Source organism: Stenotrophomonas maltophilia (assembly GCF_001274595.1).
GTDB lineage: Bacteria > Pseudomonadota > Gammaproteobacteria > Xanthomonadales > Xanthomonadaceae > Stenotrophomonas > Stenotrophomonas forensis.
Genome location: NZ_CP011010.1, coordinates 2605216 through 2627947, shown reverse-complemented (window position 1 = coordinate 2627947; position 22732 = coordinate 2605216). Strand labels below are relative to the sequence as shown.

17 protein-coding genes are annotated in these 22732 nt (G+C 66.0%); 12 read left to right on the top strand and 5 right to left on the bottom strand.

The window, feature by feature from the left end:
- Nucleotides 1–70: 70 nt before the first annotated feature.
- The 7 genes from VN11_RS12070 to VN11_RS12040 all read left to right on the top strand — a co-directional run bounded on the left by VN11_RS12070 (nt 71) and on the right by VN11_RS12040 (nt 8717).
- Nucleotides 71–3193, top strand: coding sequence for a TonB-dependent receptor (locus tag VN11_RS12070; RefSeq protein WP_053449903.1), 3123 nt, complete (start codon nt 71–73; stop codon nt 3191–3193).
- Between the two features lie 53 nt (nt 3194–3246).
- Nucleotides 3247–4011 (top strand): Slam-dependent surface lipoprotein, encoded by a 765-nt coding sequence (locus VN11_RS12065; protein WP_053449902.1) that lies wholly within the window; start codon nt 3247–3249, stop codon nt 4009–4011.
- 90 nt (nt 4012–4101) lie between these two features.
- A complete protein-coding gene (locus tag VN11_RS12060) occupies nt 4102–5556 on the top strand; it encodes a porin family protein (RefSeq protein WP_053449901.1) in 1455 nt (484 codons plus the stop codon).
- 117 nt (nt 5557–5673) lie between these two features.
- Nucleotides 5674–6078 (top strand): response regulator, encoded by a 405-nt coding sequence (locus tag VN11_RS12055; RefSeq protein WP_053451320.1) that lies wholly within the window; start codon nt 5674–5676, stop codon nt 6076–6078.
- A 9-nt stretch (nt 6079–6087) separates the two neighbouring features.
- The gene (locus VN11_RS12050) at nt 6088–7674 is read left to right on the top strand and encodes a sensor histidine kinase (protein ID WP_053449900.1); all 1587 of its coding nucleotides are present in this window, start codon (nt 6088–6090) and stop codon (nt 7672–7674) included.
- 71 nt (nt 7675–7745) lie between these two features.
- Nucleotides 7746–8087, top strand: a complete 342-nt coding sequence (locus tag VN11_RS12045; protein WP_053449899.1) for a type II toxin-antitoxin system prevent-host-death family antitoxin — start codon at nt 7746–7748, stop codon at nt 8085–8087.
- Between the two features lie 3 nt (nt 8088–8090).
- Nucleotides 8091–8717, top strand: a complete 627-nt coding sequence (locus tag VN11_RS12040; RefSeq protein WP_053449898.1) for an AAA family ATPase — start codon at nt 8091–8093, stop codon at nt 8715–8717.
- 72 nt (nt 8718–8789) lie between these two features.
- Here VN11_RS12040 and proP read toward each other — a convergent pair whose 3' ends face one another.
- Complete coding sequence (proP, locus tag VN11_RS12035; RefSeq protein WP_053449897.1) at nt 8790–10277, bottom strand: glycine betaine/L-proline transporter ProP; 1488 nt, start codon at nt 10275–10277, stop codon at nt 8790–8792.
- Nucleotides 10278–10470: 193 nt separating this feature from the next.
- On the bottom strand, nt 10471–10599 hold the full coding sequence (locus tag VN11_RS22855) for a hypothetical protein (RefSeq protein ID WP_258010884.1): 129 nt from the start codon (nt 10597–10599) through the stop codon (nt 10471–10473).
- Between the two features lie 182 nt (nt 10600–10781).
- Between VN11_RS22855 and VN11_RS12030 the strand changes: the two genes are divergently transcribed.
- Both VN11_RS12030 and VN11_RS12025 read left to right on the top strand, forming a co-directional pair.
- A complete protein-coding gene (locus tag VN11_RS12030) occupies nt 10782–11198 on the top strand; it encodes a host attachment family protein (protein WP_053449896.1) in 417 nt (138 codons plus the stop codon).
- Nucleotides 11199–11203: 5 nt separating this feature from the next.
- Nucleotides 11204–11527: a thioredoxin family protein gene (locus tag VN11_RS12025; protein ID WP_053449895.1), complete on the top strand. Its 324-nt coding sequence runs from the start codon at nt 11204–11206 to the stop codon at nt 11525–11527.
- A gap of 18 nt (nt 11528–11545) precedes the next feature.
- Here the strand turns inward: VN11_RS12025 and VN11_RS12020 are convergent, their stop codons facing one another.
- Entirely contained in the window at nt 11546–12142 is a 597-nt protein-coding gene (locus VN11_RS12020; protein WP_053449894.1) for an NUDIX hydrolase, read from the bottom strand.
- Nucleotides 12143–12218: 76 nt separating this feature from the next.
- Nucleotides 12219–12464, bottom strand: coding sequence for a hypothetical protein (locus tag VN11_RS12015; RefSeq protein ID WP_008267939.1), 246 nt, complete (start codon nt 12462–12464; stop codon nt 12219–12221).
- A gap of 403 nt (nt 12465–12867) precedes the next feature.
- Between VN11_RS12015 and VN11_RS12010 the strand changes: the two genes are divergently transcribed.
- From VN11_RS12010 to VN11_RS12000, 3 genes are all read left to right on the top strand, one after another.
- A complete protein-coding gene (locus tag VN11_RS12010) occupies nt 12868–15219 on the top strand; it encodes a GH92 family glycosyl hydrolase (protein ID WP_053449893.1) in 2352 nt (783 codons plus the stop codon).
- Nucleotides 15220–15721: 502 nt separating this feature from the next.
- The gene (locus VN11_RS12005; protein WP_053449892.1) at nt 15722–18535 is read left to right on the top strand and encodes a type VI secretion system Vgr family protein; all 2814 of its coding nucleotides are present in this window, start codon (nt 15722–15724) and stop codon (nt 18533–18535) included.
- Between the two features lie 27 nt (nt 18536–18562).
- Nucleotides 18563–21652 (top strand): hypothetical protein, encoded by a 3090-nt coding sequence (locus tag VN11_RS12000; protein ID WP_053449891.1) that lies wholly within the window; start codon nt 18563–18565, stop codon nt 21650–21652.
- Between the two features lie 58 nt (nt 21653–21710).
- On the opposite strand, the gene VN11_RS11995 is transcribed toward VN11_RS12000, so the two are convergent.
- Nucleotides 21711–22682 (bottom strand): formylglycine-generating enzyme family protein, encoded by a 972-nt coding sequence (locus tag VN11_RS11995; protein WP_080374926.1) that lies wholly within the window; start codon nt 22680–22682, stop codon nt 21711–21713.
- Nucleotides 22683–22732: the final 50 nt, after the last annotated feature.

The following is a 22732-nucleotide window of genomic DNA, read 5'->3' as shown; positions in this document are numbered from 1 at the left end:
TCCTCAAGCCAGACATGCCACCGGCACCGGATGTGCCGGCGGTTCCGCCCCGCTTGAGGAGTTCCTGTCCATGCCGTCCACGGCATCCGCCTGTCACCGTCGCGCCACCGTCCTGGCCCTGGCCATCTCCACCGTACTGCTGCCGTTGGCCGGGGTGCCGACCGCGCAGGCGCAACCGGCGGTCGTCGCGCCGCTGCGCCAGTACGCCATTCCCGAGCAGCCGCTGGCCGATGCCGTGCGTGCGTTCGGCCGCCAGGCCGATGCCCAGGTGGTGTTCCGCAGTGACCTGGTGGAAGGCCGTCGTTCCAGTGCGGTGAGTGGCGAGTACAGCCAGATGCAGGCCCTGCAGCAGCTGCTGCGCGGCAGCGGGGTGCGCGCACAACGCGGCATGGACGGCACCTGGAGCCTGCGTGCCGCGGCGGAGGCGGGTGAGGGGGAAGGGGTGCGGGTGACCGAGACACTGGACGTGGCCGGTCGCCTGCAGTCGGAAGGGGGCGAGGCCCGCGATCGGCGCGGCTACGATGATGTGTTCGCGCTGGACCTGACCACGGCGTATTCGGGGCGCGACCGGGTGGAACGCTACCGCGGCTCCAACCCGGCCGACGTGGTCAAGGATCTGGTCGGCGTGTTCAGTGGCGATGCGCGCAACAGTGGCGCGCTGGACATCAACATCCGCGGCATCCAGGGGCCGGGGCGGGTGCCGGTCAGCATCGACGGGGGCGAACAGGCGTTGACCGTCTGGCGCGGCTACAACGGCGTCAGCAACCGCAACTACATCGATCCCAACCTGATTGGTGGCATCCAGGTCATCAAGGGGCCAGGGCTGGTGCGCGATGTGCACAGCGGGATCGGTGGCGCGCTGGTGATCAAGACCATCGATGTTGACGACATTGTTGCGGCCGGTGAGCGCTTTGGCGGGGAGCTGAAGATCGAAGGCAGCAGCAATGCGGTGGCGCCGCGCCTGCCGCGGCTGCATACCGGCGAGGACTACCGCACGGTACCCGGCTTCCCGCAGGGCTCGCCGAACTCGCCCTATGACGACCGCACCCTGGTGGTGCCGGTGAAGTCGCGCAGTGGCAACAACCCCTTCGATGGCGAGGACCAGGCCTGGCGCCTGGCGCTGGGCGTGCGTGGCGACAACGTCGACCTGATGGCCGCCTACGCCTGGCGCAAGCGCGGCAACTACTTCTCCGGCAGCAAGGGCAGCAGCTACTACGACCAGGACCCGCGCGAGAAGTACGAATACCAGGGCATCGACTACATCACCACGTTGGCGCGCTACTTCAAGCCGGGCGATGAAGTGCCCAACACCTCCAGCGAGCAGGAATCGTGGCTGGTGAAGGGAACCTGGCAGATCAACGACGATCAGCAGCTGAAGGCCACCTGGCGGCGCACGCTGTCGCACTATGGCGAGATCATGCCGTCGCGCATCTTGTCCGCGCCGGACTATGGGCGCATCCAGTGGCCGCTCAGCCGCGTCGATTCGGATGCCTGGAACCTGGAGTACCGCTTCCAGCCAGCCGGCAGTCGTTGGCTGGACCTGTACGCCAACCTGTGGCGCACGGAAACGGAAAGCGACACCTACACCGCCGGTGGCTTTCCCAACTTCGCGGTGGGCAACCCGGCATGGAACCCGGACGCCAGCCCGATCCTGCGCAACACCGCGCTGGCCAACGCGCGCAACGACCGCACCGGCCTGATCCTGAGCAACCGTTTCGCACTGCATTCGACCCTGGACCTGACCGTGGGCGGCAACTGGCAGTACGAGAAGCTCGGCTCGACCGATCCGTATTTCGGTACCACCGATGGCTGGCGCATGTTCCCGCGTGCCGGGCGCCGCCAGGAGGGCGAAGGCTACCTCACCCTGGAGTGGCGTCCGGTGGACTTCCTCACCCTCAACGCAGGCGTGCGTTACAGCCGCTACTGGGCCTTCGATGATTTCCTCGAGGCGCACCCCGAGCTGCTGACCAAGGGCGTAGGTGGCAAGGAAGCGCAGTACACCGTGAACGAGTTGCTGCCCCGTCCGGCAGACCTGCAGTCACGCATCGATGCACTGGAAGCGCGCCGCGCCGTCTGGGAAAAGCGCGGCATGGGCTGGTTCATCGACCAGAGCATCCGCAACCTGCTGGCGCCGTACGAGACCCCGCGCCCGGTGCAACACACCCGGCCCTGGCTGCCCGATGCCGATGGCAACTACACGCGCGCAGGCAACCCCTGCCTCAATGGTGAAGTGGCGGCCATTCCCGGCGTGCAGCCGGTGTTTGCCGGCAGCGACCAGGTCTGCAACATCGGCAACAGCGTGCAGTCGCGGCCGGTGGATGGGCGCAACAGCCGCCGGCGCGACCATGCCTGGCTGCCGACCTTCTCGGCCACGGCTCACCTGTCCCCGGCCGCGCGTGCCTACGTGCGTTACAGCGAAGCAGTGCGGTTCCCGAGCATGTTCGAAAGCACCATCGCCTTCTCCGGCAGCCTCAATCCGCTGTACGCGCTCAAGCCCGAGCACGCCTACAACTACGAGATTGGCTACGTGCACAACCTGTCGGCCCTGTTCGGCAACACCGCCGATGCCGACGTCAAGCTGGCCTACTACGTGCACAAGACCCGGGACGTGATCGAGCGCGACGGCAACTTCCTGTTCGACAACATCGACAAGCAGACCATCCGCGGCATCGAGCTGCAGGCGCGCTTCGACAACCGGCGCTTCTTCACCGATCTGGGCATCACCCGCACGCTGGAAAACGAAGTGTGTGACGAGAGCACGGCGGTGCTGCTGGACGCGAACCGCGGCCTGGTGCCGAACTGCGTGCAGGACGGCTTCGTCGGCGGCTACCTGCTGACCCAGGCCATTCCCAAGCTGTCGATCAACTGGTCGCTGGGCACGCGCCTGTTCGATGAGCGCCTGGAACTGGGCAGCCGCATCGTGCACTACCAGCGCCACGAGAACCCTGATCTGCAGGCCTACCGCGACCGCCTGCTGAGCGGCGGCAGCGGCCTGCTCTGGCAGAACGTGCCGTTCACCTGGGGCAACATCACCACCGTCGATGCCTATGCGCGCTGGCGCTTCAACGAGCATGCCAGCGTCGAACTGGTCGGCAGCAACCTCGGCAACCGCTACTACGTCGATCCGGCCACGCGGTCCACGCTGCCGGCGCCGGGCCGCACCCTGAAGCTCGGCGTCACCGCGCGCTTCTGATCTCCCACTTTCAAGCGTTGTACCCGTAGTTCCCTCAATCAAGGAGCAATACCATGAAAATGATCTCCCGTTCGGTTCTCGCCGTTGCCGCCTCGCTGGCTCTGGTCGGTGCCGCGCATGCTGCCGATATCGTCGGTGCCGCCAGTGCCAAGACCGATGCCGAGCTGTACGTGGCGGTGGGCGAATCGCAGGTCAATGGCGGCCCGCACCGCGCTGGCAAGGCCGGTATCGGTGTCGGCACCGTGTCCCAGGCCAAGCCGGTGGACTTCCAGGGCCTGAGCGCCTACTCGGCACCCACCACCGTCAATGGCGTGACGGTACGTACCCTGGCCATGCCGATCACCGGCGCACCGGGCAGCCACGCCGGCATGGGCCACTTCAACTTCGTCAAGGTTGGCAGTGGCGATGTCTGGTTCGGTGAATGGTCCAAGGATGGCGCCGCCGGTGGCTTCAACAACCGCCAGGTCTACTTCGTCGGTGACCGCGCCGGCACCACGCTGCCCGCCGGTGTGGCGTCCTACACCGTGGCTGGCCTGAACAAGTTCAACGGCAGCAACCTGCTGAGCGGCACCTTCGACGCCGACTTCGGTGCCGGCACCCTGGATGGTGCACTGTCCGGCAATGGCCTGAATCTGGCCATCGTTGCCAACATCAACAGTGCCGACGCATCGTTCGCCGGTTCGGCCAACGTCAATGGCAGCGTCAACGGCACCACCCAGGGCCAGTTCTTCGGCGCCAACGCCGCCACCCTGGCCGGCATCGCCACCTTCGCCGGCAACAGCCAGTACGACACCGCCTTCGGCGGCAGCAAGAACTGATTGCCACGCCCCTGACGGGGCAGGGCAGGGACAAGCCGCGATCCGCCAGTCCCTGCTTCGGCCCGCTGCATGCACCACCACGGATCGACCATGCGCCATCCCATCTTCCTTGTGATCCTGTTGCTGGCCGCTGCCGAAGTGCGCGCCCAGCAGGATGATCTGCGTCGCGTGCTTGAGCAGGGCAGCGAACTGCGCCACCAGCAGCAGGACCAGCAGCGCCTGCGGCAGGCCGAGTCGGAGCGGCCGACCATCACCATCGACGGCCAGACCCTGCGCGTGGAGCGCACCGTCGACGATCTGGGCCAGGCGCTGTACCTGTCGCTGCAGCATCAGCAATGGGGCGCCGCGCAACGCTTCCTGGACGAATACATCGAACTGCCCGGCCACGACCCGTTGCTGCGCCACTACGCGCAGGGCAGCCTGGCGCGGGTAGGCGGCAATCACCGCCGCGCGGCCAACGAATACGAGGCGCTGCTGGCGGCGCAACCGGATTTCCTGCCGGCGCGCCTTGAACTTGCGCGTGTCTATGCCGAAGACCAGCGCGACCGTGATGCCGTGGCGTTGTTCACGGCCATCGCCGGTGGCATCAATGCCGACGACCCCGCCACCGCAGGGGTGCGCGGACGGGTGGACGCCTACCTGGCCGCGCTGCAGGCGCGCCAGCGCTGGAAAGGAGCGCTGGCCGCCGGCCCGGCATGGAGCGACAACATCAACCGCAGCTCGGCCAGCCGCACCTGCCTGTTCGGCGTCGGCGAGACCTGCATCATCCAGCGCAATCTTCCCGATGCCCAACGCGCGATGGGCCTGGACTACGACGGCAACCTGGAACGTCGCTGGGCGCTGGCCGGTCATCATGGGGTCTATGTGCGCGGGCTTGCGTTCGGCCAGGCCTGGCGCGGGCACAGTGCCTACAACGAACTCAATGCCAGCGTGCAGGCCGGCTACAGCTGGCGCAGCGCACGGCATACCCTGCAGATCGCGCCGAGCTATGACTACCAGGGCCTGGGCAATCGGGCCCTGCAGGGCGGCAGCGGGCTGCACGGCGAATGGCAATATGCGCTGGATGCGCGCAGCCTGCTCAAGCTGGAGGCCGACTGGAAGCGCCAGCGCTATCGCCAGCGCGGCCTGGCCAGCAATTACGACGGTGAGTTGGCTGCGGTGTATGCCACCTGGTTCCGTGCGCTCAACCCGCGCTGGACCCTCTTTGCCGGGCTGGACCTGAGTGACAGCCGTGCCGCCAATCCGGCCAACGGCTACCGCCAGCGAGGCCTGCGCCTGGGGGCCGCGCGCCAGTGGACGGGTACCACCGCCACCGTGTTCGTTTCATTGCGCGAGCGTGACTACGATGCCTGGAGCCCGTTGCTGGAGGCGCGGCGCGAGGACAGCGAACAGAACCTCATCGCCATCGTGCGCAGCGAACGGCTGGCGGTCGCCGGGCTGGTGCCCAGCCTGAGCCTGCGTTACGCGCGCATCGACAGCAATGTCGGCTGGCTGTACAGCCACGACCGCAGCCTGCTCAGCCTGAAGTGGGAGCGCGCGTTCTGAGGTAGAGGCCGGCAGTACCGGTTCTTCATTGATCGTCACGCGCTCTTGTAGGCCGGATCGCGCATCCTGCCCTCGTTGCGACCGCAGGCGGGTCGCGTGCATCGAGGAGTGCAGGGCGTGCTGGAAGCCGGTAACAAACCAGAGGGCCTGAAAGGGCTGCGCGTGCTGGTGGCGGAAGATGAATTCGCCATCGCGATGTTCCTGGTCGACTACCTGGAGCTGAAGGGCGCACAGGTGATCGGCCCTGCCGGTGACCTGCAGGCATTGGGGCGGCTGGTCGATACCCATCCGATCGACGTCGCATTGCTCGACATCAACCTCGGCGGCGAACAGGTCTATCCGTTGGCCGATCGCCTGGCGGAGGCGGGGACGCCGTTCCTGCTCACCTCCGGGTACGACGACAACCTGCCGAGCCGTTTCGCCGCCGCCCCGCGCTGCACCAAGCCCTATCACATCGAGGCCCTGGTCCAGCAGCTGGCCGGGCTTGTCGCTGCACCGCAGGCGTCTGCGGGCATCGCCTGACCGGGCCGTATGGGGCGCCGTATCGAAGGTTTCCACGCCGCCGACCGGCAGGCCGGCATGCCGCCGGCGCTGCGGCTGCACGCCCGCCACGACGGGATGGCTGCGCGCATTGCCCGCCATGACTGGGCATCGACCCCGCTGGGCGGGATGGACCGCTGGCCGCCGCACCTGCGCGCCACGGTGGACCTGATGCTGGCCCACGGCTTCCCGATGATCGTGCTGTGGGGCGAGCAGCTGGTGCAGCTCTACAACGACGGCTACGCCGAGATCCTCGCCGACAGGCATCCGGCCGGGCTCGGCCAGCCGACCCGCGAGTGCTGGCCCGAGGTCTGGCACATCAATGGGCCGCTCTACACCCGGGTCTGGCAGGGCGAAACCCTCACCTTCGAGGACAAGCTGTATCCGTTGGCCAGGCACGGCCGCCTGGAGGATGTCTGGTTCACCATCACCTACAGCCCGATCCGCGGCGAGGAAGGGCGCATCAATGGCGTGCTGGTGACCATGTTCGAGACCACCGCCGCGCATCTCGCGCAGGCCGCGCGCGAGCGTGAAGAAGTGCGGCGGCGCGAGAGCGAGCGTCGCCTCGAGCTGGCCTTCAGGATGCTGCCGGTAGGTCTGTGCATTGTCGATCTGGACGGTCGCATGCTGTTATCCAACGACCAGATGCGCGCCTATCTGCCCACCGGCAAGGTGCCGTCTGCCGATGCGGACAACCAGCACCGCTGGCGGGGCTGGCACACCGACGGCAGCGCCATCGGGCCCGACGACTTCGCCATTGCCCGCGCGATGCGCGGTGAAACCGTGGTGCCGGGGCTGGAGTTCCAGTACCTGCACGACGATGGCCGCGCGCGCTGGACACGGGTTGCTGCCGCGCCGCTGCGCGATGCCGATGGCGAGGTCAGCGGCGTGTTCGCCATTGCCGTGGACATCGACGACCTCAAGCGCGCCACCGAGCGCCAGTCGGTGCTGCTGGCCGAACTGCAGCACCGGGTGCGCAACATCATGTCGACCATCCATGCCCTTGCCTGGCGCACCCGCGCGTCGGTCGGCAGCGTGGATGAATATGCCGAGCGCCTGTGCGGGCGCCTGATGTCGCTGGCGCGCACGCAGAGCCTGCTGACCCGCGGCGCCAATGCCGGGGTCTGCCTGCGCGGCATGCTCAACGAGGAGATCGCGGCGGAGACGCCGTCGATGGCCGCCTACTGCCTGCAGGGCGAGGATGTGTTGCTGCCGCCCAAGGCGGCCGAAGTGCTGTCGCTGGCCATCCATGAGCTGGCCACCAATGCACTCCGGCATGGTGCGCTGAGCCATGACAGCGGCCGCGTCGAGGTGTCCTGGCATCTTCAGGTACAGGATGAACAGCCCTGGCTGGGCCTGCACTGGTGCGAGCGCCATGCCGAAGTAGAGGGCTGGGCACTGCCCCGGCAGCGCGGCCTGGGCCGTACCCTGATCGAGCAGCGCGTGCCGTATGAACTGGCCGGCACTGGCGAGCTGCGCTTCAGCCCGCAGGGGCTGGACGCCTGGATCCGGTTCCCGCTGCGCGAGCGCGACAGCCTGCTGCAGACCGATGCGCCGCAGCCCGGGCCGGCCCGGTGAAACCCGGTTTATCCCCAATTTGGCCAAATTGGGTATAGTGGCCATAGTCCACCTCTACCCGGAGCTGTGCCATGACCCTGCCGCTGGATCTGCCCGGCCTTGAAAAGGCCCCGGCCTCGTCGGTGAAGACCCGTGGTTGGCCGAGCCTGATGCGCACCGTGCGCGAGAAGCAGGCGCTGGTCATCACCAACCACAACCACCCCGAAGCGGTGATCGTGGACATCCGCACCTACCAGGAACTGCTGGCCAAGGCGGCCGGCGGTGATGCCGGTGAGCGCAGCGAGGAGCTGATGCGCCTGCGCAGCGAGTTCGACCAGACCCTGGCCGGCCTGCAGCGCGGCGAGGGGCTGGGCAAGGTGCTGGGCCAGCCGATCCGTCGCGGCGGCAAGGTCACCCTCGGCCGTCCGCTCTGACCGATGGGGCGGATCCTGGTGCTGGCCGGCGTCAATGGCGCCGGCAAGAGTTCGCTGCTGGGCACCTGGCTGGAGGCCGAAGGGCTGAGCTGGTTCAACCCGGATTCGTTCACCCGGCGCCTGGTGGAGGCTGGCTGGCCGCTGCCCGAGGCCAACGCCGAAGCGTGGCAGGAAGGCACCCGTCGCCTGCGCCAGGCGATGGCCGACGGCACCGACTTCGCCTTCGAGACCACGCTGGGTGGCAACACCATTCCGCGCCTGCTGCGCGAGGCCTGCGAACGGCACCACGTCGCGATCTGGTTCTGTGGCCTGGCCGATGTCGAACTGCACATTGCCCGCGTGGCCGCGCGGGTGGCAGCCGGTGGCCACGACATCCCGGTCGAGAAGATCCACGCGCGCTTCGATTCCGCGCGCGAGAACCTGCTGGACCTGCTGCCGCACCTGGCCGAACTGCATGTCTACGACAACAGCGCCCCGGCCGATGCCGAGGGCTGTGTCGAACCGCTGCCGGTGCTGGCAATGGCGCAGGGCCGGCTGCAATACCCGGTGTCGGTGGCCGAACTGCTGCACACCCCGGACTGGGCGAAGCCCATCGTGATGCGCGCGATGGAATTGAACACCACACCGTAGATCCACGCCATGCGACGCCGGCGCAGCTTCAGTAGATCCACGCCATGCGTGGATGCCGTTTCGCGCTGGGCCTCAGGCCGGCTTCACCTGCTCGGGCTCTGCAACATCGGGCAGCGGCGGCAAGCTCGGGTCTACCGTCACTGGCACGTCGCTCTTCAACAACGCGGCCGCTTCCTTGTCGCTGCCCACCGCCGGCGGTGAACCGCGCAGCGGCAGGCCGGCGGTTTCCTTCACGAACAGCATGGTGACCAGGCCGATCACCGCCGCACCCATCAGGTAGTAGGCCGGCACCAGCGGATCGCCGGTACGCTCCACCAGCCACGCGGTCACCAGCGGCGTGGTGCCGCCGAACAGCGACACCGACACGTTGAATGCGATCGACAGCGCGCTGTAGCGCACCGGGGTATAGAACAGCGCCGGCAGCGTGGATGGCATCGAACTGGTGAAGCACACCAGCGCCAGGCCCAGCAGCATCAGGCCGAGGAAGATCATCCAGTCGTTGCCGCTGCCCACCAGCAGCAGGCACGGCACCGCCAGCACCAGCAGCGCGATGCACGCACCGATGATCATCGGGCGGCGGCCCAGCTTGTCACTGAACAGCCCGCCGACGATGTTCAGCGGCATCATCACCAGCATCACGATGATGATCAGCAGCAGGCCCTTGCTCTCGGCATAGCCCATGGTGACGCTGAGGTAGCTGGGCATGTAGGTCAGCAGCATGTAGTCGGTGACGTTGAACACTAGCACCAGGCCCATGCACACCAGCAGCTGGCGGCCGTGCACCTGGAACAGCGCGCCCAACCCTGGCCGGTCATGTTCGCGCTTCTCGGCTTCCTCGGCGAAGGCGCGGAATGCCGGGGTTTCTTCCAGCTTCATGCGCATGTACAGGCCGAGCAGGCCCAGCGGGCCAGCCACCAGGAACGGAATGCGCCAGCCCCAGTCCAGCATCTGCTCGCTGCTCAACAGCATGTGCAGCGCGGTGACGGTGCCGGCGCCGGCGATGTAGCCGCCCAGCGTGCCGAACTCCAGCCAGCTGCCCATCAGGCCGCGGTTGCGGTCGGTGGAGTACTCGGCGATGAAGGTGGCTGCACCGCCATACTCGCCGCCGGTGGAAAAGCCCTGCACCACGCGCGCCAGCAGCAACAGCACCGGCGCCCAGATACCGATGCGCTCGTAGGAGGGAATCAGGCCGATGGCAAAGGTGCCCAGCGCCATCAGGATCATGGTGAACGCCAGCACTTTCTGGCGGCCGTAACGATCGCCCAGCGGGCCGAACACCAGGCCGCCCAGCGGCCGCACCAGGAATGCCACGGTGAAGGTGGCGAAGGCCGCGATCACCTGTGCGGTGGGATTGCTGGAGGGGAAGAACACCTGGCCGATGGTGACGGCCAGATAGCCGTACACGCCGAAGTCGAACCACTCCATGGCATTGCCCAGTGCAGCCGCGCCGACGGCGCGCTTGAGCATGGGCTTGTCGACAACGGTGATCTCATCGACCTTCAGGTGGCGGCGGCGTTTGAACCAGCCGAAATGAGCATGTGAATCGGGGGTGTCCTGCATGGAGGCTCCCTATCAGGTGGGGGAATGAGCGATGGGTGTGTTCCGGGAACAGGCGCGATGCCACGCGCACGGCACGGCACGGCACGGCACCGCCGCAGGGGCGGAAACACGGAAACGGGATCACCGCGGCAGCGCAGTCAGCGGCCGGGTGTCACATCAGCGTGGGGAATGCAGGCAGAAGGGCCTGCGGGCGTCAGCCGCCAGGATCCAGCGCGAGGCGATGGAAATGCTGGGCGGGAACATGCGTGGCAAGCGAAGCGCCGGTCGGCAGTGCTTCCCACGTAACAGGTGCGCCCGTCACGTAGTGGGTCGTGTCGATCATCTGTTCATCATAACGGCATCGGCGTGAGCATGCAGCGAAGCCGCCTGATCTGCACGCTGTGTTCCATCGCGCCTGTTCATCCGCAGCGCGTGTGTGATGACATGCGTTGAACGAACTGTGGCCGCGCCGCTCACGCATGGCTGGCTACGGTGCAGGTGAACGCACTCCACAAGGAACATCGCATGACCCGTCGCATTCCCGAAGGCACCCTCATCATCGTCGCCGATGGCGGCTCTGCCCGCGTGTTCACCAACGTTGGCAACGAGCATCAACTCAGCTTGAAGCAGGAAGGTGAGCTGCGCCTGCAGGACATCAGCGAGCAGGGCATCTCGGGGCAGGGGCCGGCCGGCGCGGTGCCCAAGGACATGTCGATCTCACAGCTCAATGAAGCCACCTTCGCCAAGCAGGTCGCCGAGCAGCTCAACGACGATGCTTTGAACAACCGCTACGCGCATCTGGTGCTGGTGGCCGACCCGACCACGCTGGGCCGCATCCGCCCGCTGCTGCACAAGGAAGTGCAGTCGCGCCTGCTGGGTGATATCGCCAAGGATCTGACCAACGCACCGTTGGCCGATATCCAGAAGGCGCTGGCGGCGTAACGCGCATGCCGTTCATGCGTGATCACCTCTCGGCAGAGCCGGCCCATGCGGATGTGGAAGCACAGCCGGGCTGGCAACTGCTGGAATTTGGCGCACCCTGGTGCGGCCACTGCCAGGCCGCACAAGCGGCGTTGCAGGCCTTCGTCGATGCCAACGATCTGGTGCATTGGAAAATCGAGGATGGCAAGGGCAAGCCGCTCGGCCGTGCATTCAGGGTGAAGCTGTGGCCGACCGCCGTGCTGCTGCATGACGGCCACGAGGTGGCACGCGTGGTGCGGCCACTGGACAGTGCCGACCTGGCAACCCTGCAGGCGGCACTGCCGGATTAAGCGCGGCTACGCGCGAGGCTAGCGCAACGGGTAGAACGGCTCGATCAGCTCGGTGCCGGTGGCCTCATCGCCCTTGAACGACAACTCGAAGGCGCCACCCCACAGCGTTTCGGGGTGGTCAAGCACCTGCAGGGTCTCCATGCGCAATGCCTGCATTCCAATCAGACGTGCGGCTTCGTCGCGGCTCACCCAGCGGTACTGTTTTTCCGCCGTCGTGGCCGGTGGCTGCACACGGCGTAGCGTGGCGCGATAGTGCTGCCGGAACGACATCGCGTCGTGCGTCGGGTCGGGCGGGTCTTCGTTGAAACGATAGCTGTAGAGGGCCGCCAGCGCGAACGGTGACACCTGCAGGCCAAGCTCCGTTGCCAGCTGCCGCAGTGCTTCCTGCACGCTCTGCTTGCGGTTGGCGCGTACGGCAGGCGTCATCCAGCCACTGCGGTTGTGTTCCAGCAGCAGGCGGCCCTGGTCGTCGATGACCAGCAGGCGCAGGATGGTGTAGTCGTCCTGCGCGGTGCGGGCCACGGCCGGTTGCGGTGGGGGCGGATCGGCATGGACAGCAGAGGCGGCGGCGATCATTCCTGCAATCGCGATCCATCGTGCAGCGCGGCGGGCCATGTGGGCTCTCCCGAGTCTGGGCGCAGGGTAGGGCGGCCCGGAGCGCCGGGCAAGTGCCGGCTCACTCCTGTCGGGGTCAGTGAAGCGTCACCTTCTCCGCTTCCTCACGCAGCGCCTGCAGCAGGCATCGCCCGTGCTGGCTCAGCATGATCATCGCCGTGGCAATCTGCTTCGGGTTGTAGCCCATGGGCGCGGGCGGCTTCGGCTCGGGGCCGTACTGCTCGCCGATGAGGATGGCCATGCCCTCGGCGCTGTTGAAGGCCTGTTCGATGCGATGGAGCAGCGACTCCATGGCCGGGCTGAGCGGACGTTCGTGGATCATGCGGGAACTCCCTGGGTGTGATGGCCACCGCGAGGGTGGCGGGCAGTGCCCGTCGCATTTGTGACGAGCGATGTCTGTCCCTCTTTCTTTCGGGGGTTCCAATCCCGGCAGCGGTATGTCCGCTGCAGCGCCATCCTGCACAGGCCATGGCGCGACGCGCCAATTGATGTGTCGTCTTGTTACGCCCTCTGCCAAAGGCGCGGTCTTTCAGAGGGGATGTTATGGACAACAATTGACGCATAGCAGTCAGCTAGTGGAGAGGTGGGCGACAAGCCTATGAGCCGATTCGTCGCGCGGCCATGCAATTAAGTGCAAACCTGCGCGCCAATCCCGACGGCCGCACTGCAGCGTGCGACATGGCGATACCGGTGCTAGCATCCGGCCATCGCCTGAATCGATCCAAATGCCGATGCCCACGTTGGACCGTCGTTTCCTGATCGCCGTTGCCGCCACTGCCATGCTGGCTTCCGGTGCCGCGTTGGCCGCCACACCGAAATCACCCGCCGAGCGCGCCTATGCGGCAGTCGACCCGTTCATCGGTACCGGCGGCGAAGGCCACACCTATCCCGGTGCCACGGTGCCGTTCGGCATGGTCCAGCTCAGCCCGGACACGCGCATCCAGCCGCGCGAGAAGGCCTATGGCTGGGCCGCCGGCTACCGCTACGACGACAGCAGCATCGTCGGTTTCTCGCACACGCATTTTTCCGGCACCGGCCATTCCGATCTGGGCGACATCCTGCTGATGCCGTTCACCGGCACACCGGGGCTGGAGCGCGGCGATCCGGAAAAGCCCCGCAGCGGCTATGCCTCGCGCTTCCGCCACGACGATGAGAAGGCCGAGCCGGGCTATTACGCGGTCACCCTGGATGATTACAAGGTGCGCGCCGAACTGACCACCAGTGCGCGCGTGGGCGTGCATCGCTATGCGTTCCCGAAGGGCACCGACGCCAAGGTGCTGCTGGACATGCGTACCAGCATGTACGACTACCCGGGCAAGGTGCTGTGGTCGCGGGTGCGGGTGCGCGCCGATGGCACGGTGACCGGCTTCCGCGAAACCCGCGGCTGGGCGCCGGGCCGCCAGCTGTACTTCGCGATGCGCTTCTCGCGTCCGCTGACCGGGCATGAACTGCACAACACCGAGCAGGACATCGTCTACAAGGGCTTCCCGCCGCCGGGCGAGAAGGACCCGGCGCAGCGTGCGCAGATCGAGGGCCGGCAGCTGGTCGGTACGTTCGCGTTCGGCAAGCTGGACGCACCCTTGGTGGTGAAGGTGGCCATGTCGCCGGTCAGCGAGGCCGGCGCCATCGCCAATCTGGATGCCGAAGTGGCGGACTTCGATTTCGACCGCGTGCGCGCGCAGGCCAAGCAGGAATGGACGCAGGCGCTGTCGGTGCTCGATATCGATGCACCGGAACATGCACGCCGCAGTGCCTACACCGCGCTGTACCACACGATGCTGGGGCCGACGCTGTTCATGGATGCCGACGGCCAGTACCGCGGCTCGGACAACGCCGTGCACAAGGCAGAGGGCTACACGAATTACTCCACGTTCTCGCTGTGGGATACCTACCGTGCGCTGCATCCGTTGCTGACCCTGGTGCAGCCGGAGAAGCGCAACAGCGACTTCGTCAATTCCATGCTCGCCCACCACGAGCACAGCCCCTATGGCATGTTGCCGGTGTGGTCGTTCCACGGCCTGGAAGACTGGTGCATGATCGGCTACCACGCGGTGCCGGTGATCGCCGATGCGTACGTGAAGGGTATCCGCGGCTTCGACGCCGACAAGGCGCTGAAGGCGATGGTCGAGACCGCGAACTACGGTCCCTATGACGGCATCGCGCAGTACCGCGAGCTGGGCTACGTGCCGATCGACGAGGAAGGCGAAGCGGCCAGCAAGACGCTGGAATACGCCTTCGACGACTGGACCATCGCGCGCATGGCGCAGGCCATGGGCAAGACCGATGTTGCGGCCACCTTCGACAAGCGCGCCGGCAATTGGCGCAACGCCTTCGACAAGGACACCGGCTTCATGCGCGCGCGCAAGCGCGATGGCAGCTTCCGCACGCCGTTCGACCCCAGCGCCAGCGGCTACGGCACCGACTACACCGAAGGCAATGCCTGGCAGTATTCCTGGTATGTGCCGCAGGACGTGGCCGGCCTGGCCGCAGCACACGGGGGCAGCGACAAACTGCTGGCGCGGCTGGATGAGGTATTCAACGCCAAGGTCGATCCGTCGATCTTCGAGCACATGGAAGACATTACCGGGTTGATCGGCTGGTACGCACATGGCAACGAGCCCAGCCACCACGTGGCCTACCTGTATGCGTACGCTGGCCAGCCGTGGCGCACGCAGGCGCGCCTGAAGCAGATCATGGACACCCAGTACGCCGATCGCCCCGATGGGTTGGCGGGCAATGATGACGTCGGCCAGATGTCGGCGTGGTACGTGTTCACCGCGCTGGGCTTCTATCCGGTGGCGCCGGGCTCGGGCGAGTACATCCTGGGCCGTCCGTTCCTGCCCAGGACCGCGATGCGCCTGCCGAACGGAAAGACCTTCACCATCGTGGCCGACGGATTGGACGACAAGCACACCTATGTGGGTAGCGTGAGCCTCAACGGCACGCCATTGCCGCGCACGTTCCTGCGCCACGACGAGATCCTGGCCGGTGGCGAACTGCGCTTCAGCATGCAGGCCGAGCCGAACAAGGACTGGCCGGGGCAGGGCGCGCAAGCGCCGTATTCGATGAGCCGGTGATGCGCACTGGGGCGACATGGGGTGATTTCCGCTTCTTGTAGGTGCCAACCTTGGTTGGCACGCGGGAGGTCAACATCGCCAACCAACGTTGGCCTCTACCGGAACCCGATCACTGCTGGCCGTGGGTGTCCGCGATGCATCGCCCAGATGCCGGTGCTGCGCACTGGGGCGACATGGGGTGGTTCCCGCTTCTGGTAGGTGCCAACCTTGGTTGGCACGCGGGAGGTCAACATCGCCAACCAAGGTTGGCCTCTACCGGAACCCGATCGCTGCGGGCCTTGGATGTCTGCGATGCATTGCCCGGATGCCTGTCGCGATCTGCATGATTTGTCGAGTGCGGATCAGGGTTCAACGGAAGGATTCGCCCCGGAATCGGTGACGCAGCGTCGCCGTCGGGCCGTTCCAGGCCACATTCATAGCATTCTGATTTCACTCCGCTCATCCCGTTGCTAGGGTCCTGCGCACAGAAGTGCGCCAGGGTGGTGCACGGGGTGTAGGTCATATGCACACGTTGCATGCGCATGAGGATGCATCGCTGCTGCACCGGTTTGAACTGCCCGGCGAAGGGTCTCTGCTGGTGGAGCGCTGGCACGGACGCGAGGCGCTGTCGGAAGGTCTGGATTACCACATCGATGTACTTGCGGCGCACGCGGATGCTGCCTGCGAACACTGGCTGGGCCGGCCTGCAACGCTGCACACGCGTGATGCGCAGGGGCGCGACATTCCACGGGCAGGGCTGGTGCGCGAGGTACGTCGGCTGGACGGCGATCGGGAATTCACCCGCTACCGTATACGCCTGGCGGCATGGACCTGGTGGCTGGGCCAGCAGCGCAACAGCGGCGTCTTCCGTGACGCAACCGTCAGGCAGATCGTGGATGCCGTGTTCGCCGAGCATCAGGCACGTGCCTGCTGGCACTGGAGCGATGATGCACGGGCCCGCCTGGACGCCCTCCCGCCGCGTCACTACTGCGCTCAGTACCGCCAGTCGGATATGGATTTCGTGGCCTGCCTGTTGGCCGAGGAAGGCATCGGCTGGCGTGTCGAGGCGGATGCGGAGGCGCCCGCGCTGCATCGCATCGTCCTGTTCTTCGACAGCGTGGCCTTGCCGCAGGATCCGCTGTCGGCACGCGACGGTGCCCTGCGCTTCCACCGCGGCCACGCGGCCGAGCAGGAAGACAGCGTAGTACAGCTGGCCCGGCATGCGCGGCTTGGCCCGCGCCGGTTGAGCATGGTCAGCGATGACTATCGGCAGGACCGTACCTTGGCCGTCCAGTTGCCGGTGGACGGCGGCGGTCATTCGCCTGTCGAGCAATATCTGGCGTGCGGCGCCCAGGCCTTTGAGTCGCATGCGGAGGCCGAGCGGCGTGCCGCGCTTCTGGCTCAACGCCATGAAGCGGAGCGGCAGGGATGGCAGGGCATTGCCACGGTGCGCTGCCTGGCCGCCGGCACATGGTCCAGCATCAGCCAATGGTCGCCGCAGCAGGTGCCCGAGCTGCTGCTCACCTCGGTGGAGCATGCCGGGGTCAACACCTTGCCCGCGCGGCTGCGCCAGCATCGTCCGGAGCACGCCCTGCAGCGGGATGGGTTCCTGCCCGACGCGCTGCAGCGCCATGCCCAGCAGTTGGGCTATGCGGCTGCATTCCATGCCGTTGACCGCCAGCGCCCCTGGCGGCCGCGCGCACCGGAGCAGGAGGGCGAAGCCCAGATGGTAGGTCGGCAGACGGCCATCGTGATCGGTCCTGACGATCGCACCGGGGTAGCCGAAGGCGATCAGGTGCACGCTGACGCGCTCGGGCGGATCCGCGTGCGCTTTCCGCTGATGGATGCAACCGGCAGGCCGGCGCACAGCGCATGGTTGCGCGTGGCGCAGCGGTTTGCGGGCCCGGGGGTGGGCAGCCAGTTCCTGCCGCGCGTGGGCCAGGAAGTGCTGGTGGGCTTTCTGGAAGGGGACGTGCAACGCCCGATCGTACTGGGTGCCCTGTACAACGGACGCGGTGAGAACGATCCATCGCTGCACGCGCAGGCCTGCGATACGCACGTTGGCGGCATCGGCAACCTTGCCGGTGGCAATGCGCCGGCCTGGCATGCAGCAGGCGAGGGCGAGCAGGCGCATCGCCATCCGGGTGCGCTCTGGGGTATCCGCTCCCGGGAGTGGGGTGGTGAAGGCGGCTCCACGCTCCAGTTCGACGACACCGACCACCAGCTCCGCCTGCAGTTGGCCACGACACAGGCCAGCACCCAATTGAACCTGGGCCACGTCATCCATCAGCGCGGCAATTATCGTGGCAGCCTGCGTGGGCAGGGTTTCGAGCTGCGCAGCGATGCGGCGGGCGTGGTGCGCAGCGAGCGCGGCCTGTGGCTTGGTGCGTATCCGGCAGGGGCTGCCCAGCCAGCAGGTACGGCGGTGCAGGCCGGCGCGTTGCTGGCCCAGTGTAGGACGCTGGCCGCTGCGTTCGGCCAAAGCGCGCGCCTGCACGGTACTGCCGGGCTGCATGCCTCGACTGCGTTGACACCCCTGCGCGACGCGGCAATGGGCGTGGTTGCGGCCGATGACTTCGGCCGCGCGCGTGATGCTGCCGGTGACACGGTTGCAGCGGGTGGTGTCCCGCATTGCACGGCACCCCTGTTGGGCATGGTGGCGCCACGCAAGGCGCTGGTGGCGGGGCAGGCTGTGTTCTGGCAGGCCGGGCAAAGCCTGCTCCTGGGAGCAGGCGCTGCCGGGCAGGCCGTGGTGAAAGGCCACGCGCGGCTTCATGCGTCGCAGTCTGTCGGCGTGCTGGCTTCGGCCTCTGCTTCTGCATCGGGATGTCCGTCCGGCATGACCATCGCTGCCGGCGAGCAGCCGGTCGACATCCAGGCGCAGGGCGACGCGGTAAAGCTGCAGTCTCGGCAATCACAGCGCCTGGCCAGTACGCATGCAGCGGTTGAACTGGCGGCAGGACGTGCGCTGGTGGTGCAGGTGGAAGGCGGCGCCAGCCTGACGATCGAAGGCGGCAACATCCAGTTCAACTGCCCGGGAACCCTGACGGTGCACGCGGGCCAACACAGCTTCATCGGTCCGGCGTCGCTGGCCTATCCGCTGCACACGCTGGGCGCCGCACCCTGCCGTGCCCGCTTCCTTGTACGCGATCACGCCGGTGCACCGCTGGTGGGGGCGGCCTACTCGATGCAATTGCCGGATGGCCGCTGGCTGAGTGGAAACACCGACGGCGACGGACTCACCGAGGAGGTCGTCACCGATGGCCCGGAGAAGGTGGGCCTGTTCGTGGATGACGAACGGCACGAAGGCTACCTGCGCGACGCAGGCAACAGCTGAGCGGGTCAGAAGAAAGGAATCTGGTACATGAGTTCTGGAAAGTTCACCCTGTTCCGCCATGACGGGCATGGCAACGTCGTGCCCTGCGCGGACGTCACCTATCGTATCCGCGATGTACTGCATGGCTTCGCCGTCGTGGCATCCGGCACGACCGACAGCCACGGCGACACCGATCCTGTGACGCTGTCGGAGCGAGCGCAGACCCCGGCGCCACCGGTCCTTCCCGGCTGGCGCAGAGGCTGGCCGAACCTCGGCCCGGGGCCGGCCGGCCTGAAGCTGCCCTGGCCGCGGCGCAACGTGCCGGACGCAGCTGCCGGGGCCGGGCAGGGCGCCCGCCTGCCGCAGAGTGAGCATCGATACGAACTGCAGGTCCGCGATGACGCCAGCGGCGAGTGGACCGATCCGCTGCTGCACCCGGACTGCCATGAGCCCACGCAGCTGGGGCCGTGGAGCGAGGACCCACGGGCCGATGCGTCGCTGCGGCCTGCGTTGCAGGTGCGGCGACTGCGTCTGCGGCCGTTCCACCAGTTGCAGTTGCAGCGGCAGAGCCCGCCAACACCGGTGGCGGATGCCGGCTTTGTAGGCTATCGCCGCGACCGCGACGGCACTGAGGTGATCGCCCTCGACGTGCACGGGCGGCCGGTCCGTGGCGTAACGGATAGGCAGGGGATGACCCCGCGCCTGTTCTGCGAACAGGATCTGCGGCTGGTGTTCACCCTGCCGGGCAGCCGCAGCGAACTGCGCAGCGCGCTGTCCGAGCCACGGGTGGTCGGGCAACCGCGCCTGGTGCCGGTGGTGCCGGTGAAGATGCATGCGGTGGTGAGCGGCCCCGGCGAAGGCGCCACGCTGGAGCTGGCCGGGAAGATCAGTGCACCGGCGCTGCTGAATGTGGCCGACGAAGAACTGCTGCTGCTGACACCCGAGGTCTGGGAGGAGTTCCGCGAGGTTGCGCGATCCATTGAAGGCAGCCTCTCCGCCGTGCCGCGCGCCCGCTGGCAACTGGAGGAGGCGCTGGCCGGCCGCAGCCTGGAAGCGGTGGCCCAGGCCGAGAAGAACCTGGGCATGGCCGAGGACCGTGCAGCGGCCATGCTCAACCGCAACTTCGCGCGAAAGGCCGATCTGGTCGAAGTGATCACCTTCGAGAGTTACAGCCGCAAAGGGGACGGCGGGGCGCAGCAGGAGGTGGGCCTTCGCCGGAACTACCTGCCGCGGTTCAAGTACGACGAGTTCAAGGGGCGCCGGGTGATGGGCGTGCCCACCCACGTGGATCTGGGCATGTCGACACGGGCGGGCGACAGCGCGATGTCCGTGGGCAGCGCGGCCCGGCAGAAGGGGCCGGCCTTCCAGAACTTTGATTCACGCAAGTTCATGGAATCGCTGATGACGATCAAGGCCCAGATTGGCCGGAGCGTCAAGGCGCCGAACATCCAGTTCGACCTTATCGAGCTGGGTGGGAACCAGTTCTCCGAGCTGGTGCGCGCGTCGGAGACCTACTCGGTGGAGACCTCCGCGCAGTGGCTGCGGTTTGTGGCGGGTGCCGGGGCCAGTGCCCAGGCCGAGTGGGATCCACTACACCGCAAGGCCAGTGCCAAGGTCGATGCGGGTGCACATTACAAACTGGCGCTATTTGAAGCAAAGGCCGTGCATACGTGGTCGATTCCCTCGCGTACCGGGTGGATGCAGCGCTACGGCGATATCGACCTGGGCGCGATCGTATTCCAGATGTCGCTGGAACTGCACGGCTTTGCTGGCGTGAAACGGGCGTTGATGGGTGCTGCCGGCGTGAGCATTGATCGTGGTGCTGCCAAGGTCGAGGCGCAGCCGCGCGATCGTGACGACAGCTTCGTGCCCAGCTTCGACATCGTGCGCGGCATGCCCCGGGCTGACATGGGCGATCCACCGGACAAAGACGGCCGGCCGTCGAGACGGGGCGTGATGGCTGCGGTGGGCGAGAAGCCCCCGGAGAGCCTGAATGGCATGCGGGTGAATGCCGAGGCGTTTGTGGGTCTTGAGGCGGGCTTGACGCCTGCGGGTGAATTGCAATGGCTGCCGCCCCAGCAGGGAACACCGGTAACGCTTGCGAAGCTGAGCTTGGATACGGCCGCTTCTGCTGGGGCGGGGGCCAAGGCGCAGCTGTATGTGTATTACGCGGACGGGCGTTTCCGGATCAAGGTCAGTGCGCGGCTGTGTTTGGGCATCGGCTGCAGAGGGGCGCTGGATTTCGTGGTAGGCGTGGAAGGAATGCTGGAGTTTGCCAAGTGGGTGTATTACCAGTTGGCGCATGCGGGGTTCAGGGAGCTGATGTTCTTTGCGCGAGATGCGCTGAAGTACTTCTCCCAGATCGCCTTCCTCGAGGTGTCCGCCGGAGGATCTGTAGAAAGGTTCCTCGCCCAGAACATCGACCGCGCGCTCAAGGCTGTAGAAGATCAGATTGGCAAAGCGCAGATTGCGCGGAATCGAATTGAACTGGTTCGAAGAATCAACTCCGCTACGGGAAATTCAGATCTCAATAGTGCATGGCTCTTGTACGCAACACCTGTGACTCGTGGAATGATCCTCTACACCATCACTCGCCACAACTGGATAACGCATATGAATAGTCCAGCTGAATTCGAGGGGATTTTTGATCCTCAGCTGCACTACCTTCCTGATCACAAGAAGGCTGTAATCCGCGTGATAAGGGGCGTCAGCCTTGTCAGTGAATGGCTGGCGATGTTTCAGTACATGACTGCCGACGGCGAGATTAGCGGTGAGTCACTGGGCAAGCTTGAAGGCGATGTAATTAAATTTCTTGACTATGGGAACTCGCTGTCAGGTGACCTTAGAGGAAAAGTAATTGATCCAATCAATGTGGAAGGTGATGTGCCATCAGATCGGCTGGGGAGCAGCTACGTCGAGCAGTTCATTGCCCATCGCAGAAGACTGCTGGGTAGCTTTCCAAAGGGGTATGAGGTAGTGCAGTTGCAGCGGATGGACCTCGATGCGCTCCTGGCGCTTGACGGCAGGGACGCGCCTACATTTGCAAGCATTGATGGCGACTACCTGCGCTCGCGTGGGCAGGAACAACGGGCTGTTGCGATACTTGGTCACAGTGGTTCGCCTGCAAACGCATCCTAGTTTGCAGGCGTCACGACCCCAGAAATGAATAGCGGTGCAGGCCCGTTGCTGGGCCGCGTCAGCTGTCCTTTGAACTGGCAGGGCCGGCGGCTGCGCAACGGAACCTGTTTGAGCTGTTCGGATTGAACAGTCGCCTTCCTTCTTCCGAGAGAAGCGGGTCTGGAGAAGGGTCTGGAATGTCCTTGAACCGGGTAAACGTCATCGACACGATGAAGAGCGAGTCCCCTCCTCGATTGCTGTGGCTTCGTTGGACCTTCTCCTTGCCATGTGCAGGTCCGCGTGGATCTTGCGTGTCTGAAATGTCGTAAGTATTGCTATACCAATCAAGCATCCACTCAAATCCATGATCAATCATGTCGTACAGGCCCAACGGGGTGGGCGGATATTGTCCAAGCGGAGTAGGGCCAGACATATAGCCACGCTGGGAAGCATAGTGCGTGATGGTTCTGTAATCCCCGACATTCCTTCCATCGTCGACGCTCCCATCATCGGTGGGCCAGATCACGAACTGCCCTCGGTTGCGCGCCGCGTATTCCCATTGCGCCTCCGTCGGCAGCTCCATCTTGCGCCCGATAAGCCCGCCAACCCATCCACAGTACTGATGCGCCGACTCCCAGCTCACGCCGACCGGGAGGTCGTCTGGCAGGTTCCTGTACTTCAGATCCTTCGGGTACTGCGCTGTCCGGGGCTGGCCCGTTGCATCGGTATATACGTCGAAGTCGGCGTAGGTGATCTTTTTGGCGCCGAGTGCGTAGCTGCTCAGCGTTACCTCACGCAGTACGTCGTCGTCGCGCTCACCGCTGTAAGGCATCTTCGCGCGCGGATCGATGGGGCCGAAATCACCCATGATGAAGGTGCCGCCTTCCACCTCCACCAGGTCTTTTTTGGTCTTTTGCGACAGCGCTTCGATGCGCGCTGTGAGCTCAGGAGAGTGCTTCTGGGGCGCTTTGACGGTCGAGCCTTGGCACGCCGTCAGCAGAAGTGCTGTTGGCACAAGGGATTTCAGAAGGACGGGTGGAATAGGCGGCATGGAAAGCACCGATCAGTTCTGGATGGACTGAATTAGCGTAGCAATGCCAG

Bases quoted from the DNA above. Each gene is read 5' to 3' on its own strand.
- VN11_RS12010 (WP_053449893.1), top strand. From the start codon at position 12,868: ATGCCGATGCCCACGTTGGACCGTCGTTTCCTGATCGCCGTTGCCGCC.
- VN11_RS12045 (WP_053449899.1), top strand. From the start codon at position 7,746: ATGACCCTGCCGCTGGATCTGCCCGGCCTTGAAAAGGCCCCGGCCTCG.
- VN11_RS12070 (WP_053449903.1), top strand. From the start codon at position 71: ATGCCGTCCACGGCATCCGCCTGTCACCGTCGCGCCACCGTCCTGGCC.
- VN11_RS12015 (WP_008267939.1), bottom strand. From the start codon at position 12,464: ATGATCCACGAACGTCCGCTCAGCCCGGCCATGGAGTCGCTGCTCCAT.
- VN11_RS12040 (WP_053449898.1), top strand. From the start codon at position 8,091: ATGGGGCGGATCCTGGTGCTGGCCGGCGTCAATGGCGCCGGCAAGAGT.
- VN11_RS12065 (WP_053449902.1), top strand. From the start codon at position 3,247: ATGAAAATGATCTCCCGTTCGGTTCTCGCCGTTGCCGCCTCGCTGGCT.
- VN11_RS12060 (WP_053449901.1), top strand. From the start codon at position 4,102: ATGCGCCATCCCATCTTCCTTGTGATCCTGTTGCTGGCCGCTGCCGAA.
- proP (WP_053449897.1), bottom strand. From the start codon at position 10,277: ATGCAGGACACCCCCGATTCACATGCTCATTTCGGCTGGTTCAAACGC.
- VN11_RS12030 (WP_053449896.1), top strand. From the start codon at position 10,782: ATGACCCGTCGCATTCCCGAAGGCACCCTCATCATCGTCGCCGATGGC.
- VN11_RS12025 (WP_053449895.1), top strand. From the start codon at position 11,204: ATGCCGTTCATGCGTGATCACCTCTCGGCAGAGCCGGCCCATGCGGAT.
- VN11_RS12000 (WP_053449891.1), top strand. From the start codon at position 18,563: ATGAGTTCTGGAAAGTTCACCCTGTTCCGCCATGACGGGCATGGCAAC.
- VN11_RS12050 (WP_053449900.1), top strand. From the start codon at position 6,088: ATGGGGCGCCGTATCGAAGGTTTCCACGCCGCCGACCGGCAGGCCGGC.
- VN11_RS12005 (WP_053449892.1), top strand. From the start codon at position 15,722: ATGCACACGTTGCATGCGCATGAGGATGCATCGCTGCTGCACCGGTTT.
- VN11_RS22855 (WP_258010884.1), bottom strand. From the start codon at position 10,599: ATGATCGACACGACCCACTACGTGACGGGCGCACCTGTTACGTGGGAA.
- VN11_RS12020 (WP_053449894.1), bottom strand. From the start codon at position 12,142: ATGGCCCGCCGCGCTGCACGATGGATCGCGATTGCAGGAATGATCGCC.
- VN11_RS11995 (WP_080374926.1), bottom strand. From the start codon at position 22,682: ATGCCGCCTATTCCACCCGTCCTTCTGAAATCCCTTGTGCCAACAGCA.